The 8,260-nt window shown below is 45.7% G+C and carries 5 protein-coding genes and 1 pseudogene; 2 read left to right on the forward strand and 4 right to left on the reverse strand.

Going from position 1 to position 8,260, the window contains the following annotated elements; genetic code table 11:
* The first annotated feature begins 186 nt into the window (after window positions 1-186).
* Together pruA and PX636_RS03765 are read left to right on the forward strand one after the other, a co-directional pair.
* On the forward strand, window positions 187-3,156 hold the full coding sequence (gene pruA, locus PX636_RS03760) for an L-glutamate gamma-semialdehyde dehydrogenase (protein WP_288116266.1): 2,970 nt from the start codon (window positions 187-189) through the stop codon (window positions 3,154-3,156).
* A 444-nt stretch (window positions 3,157-3,600) separates the two neighbouring features.
* The gene (locus PX636_RS03765) at window positions 3,601-5,235 is read left to right on the forward strand and encodes an alpha-D-glucose phosphate-specific phosphoglucomutase (protein WP_002796000.1); all 1,635 of its coding nucleotides are present in this window, start codon (window positions 3,601-3,603) and stop codon (window positions 5,233-5,235) included.
* Window positions 5,236-5,303: 68 nt separating this feature from the next.
* On the opposite strand, the gene PX636_RS03770 is transcribed toward PX636_RS03765, so the two are convergent.
* The 4 genes and pseudogenes from PX636_RS03770 to PX636_RS03785 all read right to left on the reverse strand — a co-directional run.
* Window positions 5,304-5,714: a tellurite resistance TerB family protein gene (locus PX636_RS03770; RefSeq protein WP_052276002.1), complete on the reverse strand. Its 411-nt coding sequence runs from the start codon at window positions 5,712-5,714 to the stop codon at window positions 5,304-5,306.
* Window positions 5,704-7,056, reverse strand: coding sequence for a 16S rRNA (cytosine(967)-C(5))-methyltransferase (locus tag PX636_RS03775; RefSeq protein WP_288116267.1), 1,353 nt, complete (start codon window positions 7,054-7,056; stop codon window positions 5,704-5,706). The genes PX636_RS03770 and PX636_RS03775 overlap by 11 nt, the downstream gene beginning before the upstream one ends.
* Window positions 7,053-7,646: an alpha/beta hydrolase gene (locus PX636_RS03780; protein ID WP_353853452.1), complete on the reverse strand. Its 594-nt coding sequence runs from the start codon at window positions 7,644-7,646 to the stop codon at window positions 7,053-7,055. The genes PX636_RS03775 and PX636_RS03780 overlap by 4 nt, the downstream gene beginning before the upstream one ends.
* Window positions 7,647-7,863: 217 nt before the next feature.
* Window positions 7,864-8,260, reverse strand: a pseudogene (locus PX636_RS03785) (IS1-like element transposase); the annotation flags it as partial.

Here is an 8,260-nt window from a genome sequence, read left to right on the forward strand (position 1 = left end):
ATGTTCAGCAAAATCGATCGGTTATTAGCTTTGATTAGTCCTTCGGTAAGAGTTATAAACCAGAGAAAAGAGCCATTAAGAGCGGCAATCAGCTGAAAAAGCTCAAAAACTGAATTTTAGCCTGAAGGCTTACCTTAGCTTGCTGAAAGCTGAATCCCGTTGATAATTTTTTTTACTTGAATCGCCGTGGTTATCCAAATCGACTCAACTCAAAACTACGAAACTAAAACCCAAGAGATCGCTAGACAACTTTTAGCCGAAACTCGGGAAAAAAAAGGTCTTTGGTCTGCTTTACAGGATCAAATGCGTTGGGATGATAAATTACTCGATTGGGCAATGTCTAACCCCAATTTACGAGTACAATTATTCCGTTTTATTGACTGTTTACCCGCTTTACGCAGTAATGCCGAGATCGCTAATCATCTCCAACAATACCTCGGTGATGCTTCCGTAGAACTGCCCAGTGCGCTGAAAAGTATCCTCAACTTTAGTGATCCTAACTCCTTACCCGCTCAAACGGCCGCCAGTCTGATCAGTAAATCCGTAGAAACCTTAGCTCGTAAGTATATCGCCGGGGAAGACCTAGGGCAAATTACTCGCACTGTCACCCGTCTGCGGAAGGAAAAAATGGCTTTTACCATAGATCTCCTCGGTGAAGCGGTAATTACTGAAGCGGAAACCCAAGTTTATCTACAAAGTTATCTGGATTTAATGACCCATTTGGCTCAAGAAGCGAGCAAATGGAATAAAGTTAGCCAAATTGATGAAGCGGACGGCGACTTACTACCACAAGTGCAGGTTTCTGTCAAGCTAACTGCCTTTTATTCTCAGTTTGATCCCATGGATCCGATTGGTAGTAAGGAGAAAGTTTGCGATCGCATTCGCCTACTGTTGCGACGCGCTCAGGAGTTAGGGGTGGCAGTCCATTTTGATATGGAACAGTACGTTTATAAAAACCTCACCCTGGCTATCCTGAAAGAATTACTCCTAGAAGAAGAATTTCGCAGTCGTACCGATATTGGCATCACCCTACAGGCATATTTAAGAGATTCTGCCCAAGATTTACAAGATTTAATTAATTGGGCCAAAAAGCGCGGTTATCCCCTGACTGTCCGGCTAGTCAAAGGCGCTTACTGGGATCAGGAAACGATTAAATCTCGGCAAAATCACTGGCCACAGCCGGTATATAACGAAAAATCGGCCACAGATGCCAATTATGAACGGATGACGCAGTTATTATTGGAAAATCATCAATATTTATACGCCGCCATCGGTAGTCATAACGTGCGATCCCAAGCCTTGGCCTGTGCGATCGCAGAAAGTTTAGAAATTCCCCGTCGTCGCTTTGAAATGCAGGTATTGTACGGCATGGGCGACCAATTAGCCAAAGCGTTAGTGAAGCGGGGTCATCGGGTGCGGGTTTATTCCCCCTACGGACAACTCTTACCCGGTATGGCCTACCTAATCCGCCGTTTATTAGAAAATACCGCTAATAGTTCCTTCCTAAGGCAAAATTTGGAGGATCGTCCCGTGGAAGATTTAATCGCAGCCCCCCGGGTTTTAGGCAAGGATAACCCGATTATCCCCGGTTTTCCTAATGCCCCCGATACAGATTATGCCAACGAGCAATTACGAAATAAAGCGAGTCAAGCCCTTACTTTTGTCAAAAATTCCCTCGGTAAAACCTATTTACCCCTAATTAACGGCGAATACGTCGCCACCAATGTTCAAATTAATTCCGTTAATCCCTGTAACCCGCAGGAAATAGTGGGTAAAGTGGGCTTAATTGAGGTGGAACAGGCAGAAAAAGCGATCATAGCGGCAAAACAGGCTTTTCCCGCTTGGAAACGCACTCCAGTGGCTAAAAGAGCCGAAATACTGCGAAAAGCGGCGGATTTGATGGAAGCGCGACGACACGAGTTATCGGCCTGGATTTGTTTGGAAGTGGGCAAAGTTATCCAACAGGCGGATCCGGAAGTGTCAGAAGCGATCGATTTTTGCCGTTATTACGCCTCCGAGATGGAAAGACTGGATTTAGGGCATAATTTCGACGTAGCAGGTGAGAATAATCGTTATTCCTACCAACCCCGGGGTATTGCTTTAGTGATTTCTCCCTGGAATTTCCCCCTAGCCATTGCGGTGGGGATGACAGTAGCGGCTTTAGTAGCTGGTAACTGCACGCTATTGAAACCTGCCGAGACTTCTTCGGTAATTACGGCGAAATTTGCCGAGATTCTCCTAGAAGCGGGTATTCCTGCCGGAGTCTTCCAATATATCCCGGGTAAAGGTTCGCAAGTGGGGGCGCATTTAGTTAGCCATCCCGATGTTCACCTAATCGCCTTCACCGGTTCACGAGAAGTGGGCTGTCGCATCTATACAGATGCCTCTATCGTGCAAAAGGGTCAAAAACACCTAAAACGAGTTATCGCCGAAATGGGCGGCAAAAATGCCCTAATTGTCGATGAGAGTGCCGATTTAGATCAGGCCGTTGTCGGTGCGGTTAAGTCCGCTTTTGGCTACACCGGCCAGAAATGTTCCGCCTGTTCGCGGATAATTGTTCTGGAAAGCGTCTATGATAGCTTTGTGGATCGCTTTGTCGAGGCTACCAAGTCCCTCAATATCGGGCCGACGGATTTACCGAGTACGGAAGTAGGACCGGTTATCGACGAGAAAGCTCAAGCAAGAATTCGGGAATATATCGAAACTGGTAAAAAAGAGGCTGAATTAGCCCTAGAAATGCCAATTCCAGAAGTGGGTTACTTCGTCAGTCCCACCGTCTTTAAAAATGTTCCCCCTGATGCGGTAATAGCGATGGAGGAAATTTTTGGTCCAGTGGTGGCGATTATCAAAGTGAGCAATTTCGAGGAAGCTTTAGCTGTAGCTAACGGAACCGACTATGCTTTAACCGGCGGCTTATATTCTCGCACTCCTGCCCATATTAACCGAGCTACGCAGGAATTTGAAGTAGGAAACCTCTATATTAACCGGGGAATCACCGGCGCGATTGTCTCCCGTCAACCCTTCGGGGGTTTCAAGATGTCGGGGGTAGGTTCCAAGGCTGGGGGTCCCGATTATCTGCTGCAATTCCTAGAACCTCGTCACATCAGCGAGAATATTCAACGTCAGGGATTTGCACCGATTGAAGGGGCCGATTAAGCGATATAGCCAAAATTGGCGATTATTGGGGGTTTATACCCCCAAATCGGGTTAAATTATCGGCTAAGACTAAATCCAGTTATTAAAAACTGATTATTTATTCTCCGTTTTGCCTTCTGCATGAGGAGAAAACGGGTTTCTCCGAGAAACCCGTTTTCTGTGCGTTACTCAACGGATTTAGTATCAGGAGTCGGTCGTCAGGAGTCAGTATTCAGGAGACTATTTTTATTTGTTTTCCCTTCCCCCCACTTCCCTATCTCCCCACTCCCCTATCTCCCCCCGCAACGCGCACGAAGTGGTCTCCCCACTCTCCTAGACTTTTTAAACAGGATTTAGTATCACAGGGGACTCCCCAGCTGTTGTCTTTCCTAGCTGATTTCTTGGCTGTCAACCTACTGCTATATACTTAAGTTGAGAATTGCGTCGGCCTATCAAGAAAAGACTATGACGATTGAAACCGTTGCCACAAAACCCTTTAGTGACCAGAAACCGGGGACTTCTGGATTGCGAAAATCCGTTCCCGTTTTTCAACAACCCCATTATCTGGAAAATTTTATTCAAGCTATCTTCAATACTTTAGACGGTATCGAGGGTCAAACCCTAGTTGTCGGTGGAGATGGTCGTTATTATAACCGTCAAGCTATTCAAACTATCCTGAAAATCGCCGCCGCTAACGGTATCGGTAGAATACTCGTGGGAACCGATGGTATTGTCTCCACTCCCGCTATTTCTGGGTTAATTCGTGAAAATAACGCTTTTGGCGGTATTGTTCTCTCCGCTAGTCATAACCCCGGCGGTCCGGAGGGGGATTTTGGCATTAAGTACAACATTACTAACGGCGGACCGGCCCCGGAAAATATCACCGATGCAATTTATGCTGAGACGAAGGTGATTAGCAGTTATAAAATCCTCTTAGGGGCCGATATTAATCTCGATCGCCCCAGTTCCTTTAAACTGGGAACTATGGATGTGGAAGTGATCGATGCGGTCACTCCCTACGTCAAAATGATGGAAAAGATTTTTGATTTCGATCGCATTCAGGCCCTACTCACTTCAGGTAAGTTTAAAATGTGCATGGATTCTCTCCACGCGGTGACGGGTCCCTACGCTTATGCCATATTTGAACAGCGTTTAGGCGCGCCCAAAGGTACAGTATTAAATGGTATTCCCTTAGAGGATTTTGGTGGTGGTCATCCCGACCCTAACCTAGTCTATGCCCATGATCTGGTAGAAATTCTCTTTGGTCAAGAGGCTCCGGATTTTGGGGCTGCTTCCGATGGAGATGGCGATCGCAATATGATCCTCGGTCGGAATTTTTTTGTCACCCCTAGTGATAGTTTAGCTGTACTGACTGCCAACGCTCATCTAGTACCGGGCTATCAAAATGGTATCACGGGAGTGGCGCGATCGATGCCCACCAGTGCGGCGGCCGATCGAGTAGCGGCTAAACTGGGAATTGACTGTTATGAAACTCCCACCGGTTGGAAATTCTTCGGTAATTTGTTAGATGCGGGGAAAGCAACCCTTTGCGGGGAGGAAAGTTTCGGCACGGGTTCCAATCATATTCGCGAAAAAGATGGTTTATGGGCGGTTCTTTTCTGGTTAAATATTTTGGCAGTTAAAGGGGAATCTGTAGAGGAAATTGTTCGCAGTCATTGGCAAGAATTTGGTCGTAATTTCTATTCTCGTCATGATTATGAAGAAGTCGCCTTAGAACCGGCAAAAGAGATGATGGCACGTCTCCAGAAGCTGGTTTTAGACCTTAAGGGTAAACAATTTGGTAACTATGAAGTGGAATATGCCGATGATTTTAGCTATACGGATCCCGTGGATGGTAGTGTGAGTAAAAATCAAGGCATTCGCATTGGTTTTACCGATGGTTCTCGGATTATTTACCGTCTATCGGGTACGGGAACTAAAGGGGCAACTCTTCGGGTTTATCTAGAAAGTTATGAACCGGACGCAAGTAAACACGATATCGACACCCAAAAGGCCCTACAACCCTTAATTGATTTAGCCGAAGAAATCGGTCAAATTCGTCAATCTACCGGACGGGAACAACCAACGGTTATTACCTAAAATCTAGGGATCAGCTATCAGTTTTTATCGGGGAAATTTTTGACCTGCTCATCACTGATAGCTACTCCTTAATTACTTTCAGTAATTGCTTTGTGGTACAATTTCTGAATTCCCGTCACTAATTTATCTAACATCGATCGATGGCTATCATGAGTCGGATCAAAACTCTGCACTTTGGTTAATAATTTTGCTTCCTGTACGTCCACGTCGTCATCGCTATAGATTAAAGTGCTAATCGATGTTAGTAGATCTTGATAGATTTCTGGACTAGGATTATCGCCTAAATAGGACTCTAACCATCGATAACATTCACTGGTTTTAACTGGTTTTAGTTCCGATAATAGTGGTTTTATCTCCGGATCATCATCAAGTTTTTCCCTTACAGCTACCTGTCGTAAATAATTTCTTTCTGATGGTTGAATGACACCATCAATCCAAGCAACACCGATGAGAATTTTCAGTAATTGTTTATTTTTCATCCCACACTTCCTTGACTAACTTAGCCATAAAAAAACCGTCTTGATTATGCCGATGGGGTAACACTTCGATCGCTCCCGTTTCTGTATAGTATTCTGAGACGCATGAATTAGAGTCAGGAGTGGCCATTTTCCAATCGGGATGAGCCGCTAAAAACTGCTCGATCACTCTTTCATTTTCTAACGGATCGAGAGTACAGGTGGCATAAACTAAGATTCCCTTCGGTTTTACCCAAGTGGCAGCCGAGGCTAAAAGTTCCCCCTGTCGTTTGGCTAGTACAGGTAAATTTTCGGGTGTTTGTCGCCAACGTATATCAGGACGCTTGTGCAGGGTTCCCAATCCTGAACAGGGAGCATCGATTAGTACACGATCGGCGATGCCGTGCCACTGGGGACGATCGCGACTATCCCCTAGATGTATTTCGATCGCTTTTAAGTCTAATCTTTTAATATTGGCTTCTAACTGTCGTAAACGGGATGCCGTTTGATCACAGGCTAATATTCTACCCCGATCGCCCATTAATTCGGCAATATGAGTGGTTTTTCCCCCCGGTGCCGCGCAAGCGTCGATAATTGTCTCTCCGGGCTGGGGATCGAGGAGATAAGTGACTAATTGGGCGCTAATATCCTGTAGGGTGTAATTTCCGGCTCGAAATCCCTCTAAACGCTCAATATTGCCTAAACCAGAGGTTAAACGGCAAGCTAGAGGTAACTTAAGATAATTAAAAGTTATATTGGCTGATTCTAACTCATTTTCTAGGGCTTCTAGGCTAGTTTTCAGGGGATTAATCCGAATATCGAGGTCAGGAGAGCGATTAAACCATTGACACAGTTGTTCCGTTTCCGTAACACTAAAGCGATCTAACCACAATTGCACCAACCAATCGGGGAAACTGTGGAGAATACCCAATCTAGAAGCGGTATTTTCCGGTAAAAGTAAAGGATCGTCGCCATTAGCAGTTAAACGGAGATATTGCCGCAGCATTCCGTTAACCACCGCCGCTAATTTGCCTAAATGACTGATTTTAGTTAATTCTACCGCCGTATTCACCGCCGCTGATGGGGGAATCTGGGAGAGATAACGCAGTTGATAAAGACCAATATGGAGAATTCGCCGTAAATCCGGGGGTTGCTGGGCCGCGGTTTTTTTCCCCAGGCGATCGAGCAGCGCATCCAAGGTTCTTTGTCGGCGGATTATACCATAAACAATCTCCGTTGTCAAGGCTTTGTCAAGACAATTTAAGGAACTAGCGGACAAATGGCGATCAAGAGCGCGATCGGGATAGGCGGAGGAGCGATCGATATCCCGTAAAATCAGCAAAGCCAGCTGACGAGCATTATTCATGCAGTTTCTAGACGATTGCGGAGGAATTGGCGTAAAATAGTCAGTGCCGGAATCGGGATTTCGTGACCCATATTTAACTCGTGATATTCGACGTTAACCCCCAAACCAAGCAGTAAATCTCTGGCTTGACGAGCAGCAGCGATAGGAACGACGGGATCCTGCTTACCATGAACAATTAAGACATTTTGTGGGCCTTGGGGATGGGGTTCACCGTGCAGATAACCACTCAAGGAACCCAATCCCGCCAAGGGTAAAGATAAACCCACATCCAGCGTCATCGCTCCCCCTTGGGAAAAACCGGTCAAAAAAGTCCGCTCTAGGGGAATACCGGTAGTTGCTTCTAGGGAAATAATCCAATCGTGCAACTGTTGACGACTAGGGACTAAACCTTGATAATCGGAGGTTTCTAAAGCATACCAGGCGCGTCCCCCCGGCACTTGGGGATGATCGAAGGGAGCATTGGGAAACAAAAATTGACAATCAGCTAGATCCAGCATCGATGCAAGGGGGGCCAGATCCATGGCATCTGCACCCCAACCGTGCAGCATGATCACTAGATAGCGAGCGGGATTTTCCGGGGAAGGGGGAATGACAATCGGGTTAAAAGACAGAGTTTTTTCCTCGCAATTCTCTTTTTTCTCTATTCTATAGCGGTTTTCCCCGGGGTGAGATGGGTGTTGGGGAGTCTTTTCAGTGATCAGCTTCTGAAGGCAAAAGGCACTCATGCAAAAGGCAGCTTTATTCTCCCAACTCCGGCACTCCCAACTCCCATCACCCCACACCCCACACCCTGTCCCCAGGAAAAACTTTTTCAGCATACCCTAAATAGCAACCAATAATTTCCCTTGTCTTTCTATCAATTAACCGCCAAATATAAACCTTTATCGTCTTAGAAAAAACCAAAGACCACATCTCATCACATTCTCTAAACAATTTACCTTTTGGTTTGTCCGAAACCTTTACTTGACGGGGAACAGCCGCCAGTTTATTGTTGACATAATTTTGTAACCATGACCAACTTACCCCTGTTACTCTCGCAATTCCTCGCAAGGAAATTCGTTCGAGCAAGAGTTGATCAATTAATTGTTTGGTTTCGTCAGAGACGGTTTTATTAGTGGGATTGATCACCAACGGTTGACCACATTCTTTACCTTGACGTTTGGGTTTTCCATTATGAATAGAACCATTCTTGATAGTATGGTGA

Origin of the sequence: Microcystis sp. M53598_WE2 (assembly GCF_030067735.1) — a bacterium.
GTDB classification, from domain to species: Bacteria; Cyanobacteriota; Cyanobacteriia; order Cyanobacteriales; family Microcystaceae; genus Microcystis; species Microcystis aeruginosa.